Below are 548 nucleotides of genomic sequence, written 5' to 3' on the forward strand. Positions count from 1 at the left end.
ACGGCGGCGACCTCACCGCGGCGGGCGCGCGAGGTGTAGGAGCCCCGGGCCCGGTAGCGGTCCGGATCATCGGTCTCGGCGGGCGTGTGACCGGCACCCTTGACGGTCACGGTGTGCACCAGGACCGGACCGCCGTGCTGCCGGGCCTGTTCCAGCGCCCTCTCCAGAGCCTCGATGTCATGCCCGTCGACCGGACCGACGTACGTCAGCCCCAGCCCCTCGAACGGATTCTGCGCGGCGGCCACCTCCCGCAGGTTCTGCCGGGCGCCGTGCAGGCCCTCGTACAGCGTCCCGCCGGGAACCGGAGTGCGCTTGGCGACGACCCTGCCCCACTCCAGGAACCGCTCGTAGGCGGGCGAACCGCGCAACCTGGTCGCCCGCCCGACCCCGGACGCGGCGGAGCGGCCGTTGTCGTTGAGCACGATGATCACGGGCCGGTCCTTGGCCGCCGCGATGCTGTTGACGGCCTCCCACGCCATGCCGCCGGTCAGCGCGCCGTCACCGACCACCGCGACGACCACACGCTCCCGCTCGCCGTTGAGCTGATG

Annotated in this window: 1 protein-coding gene; it reads right to left on the minus strand. The window is 73.2% G+C overall.

Going from position 1 to position 548, the window contains the following annotated elements:
* Window positions 1-548, minus strand: a 548-nt coding sequence (locus tag TN53_RS41975; RefSeq protein ID WP_046264164.1) for a 1-deoxy-D-xylulose-5-phosphate synthase N-terminal domain-containing protein, incomplete at both ends; no start/stop codon positions are given.

Source organism: Streptomyces sp. WM6386 (assembly GCF_000972385.1).
Lineage (GTDB): Bacteria > Actinomycetota > Actinomycetes > Streptomycetales > Streptomycetaceae > Streptomyces.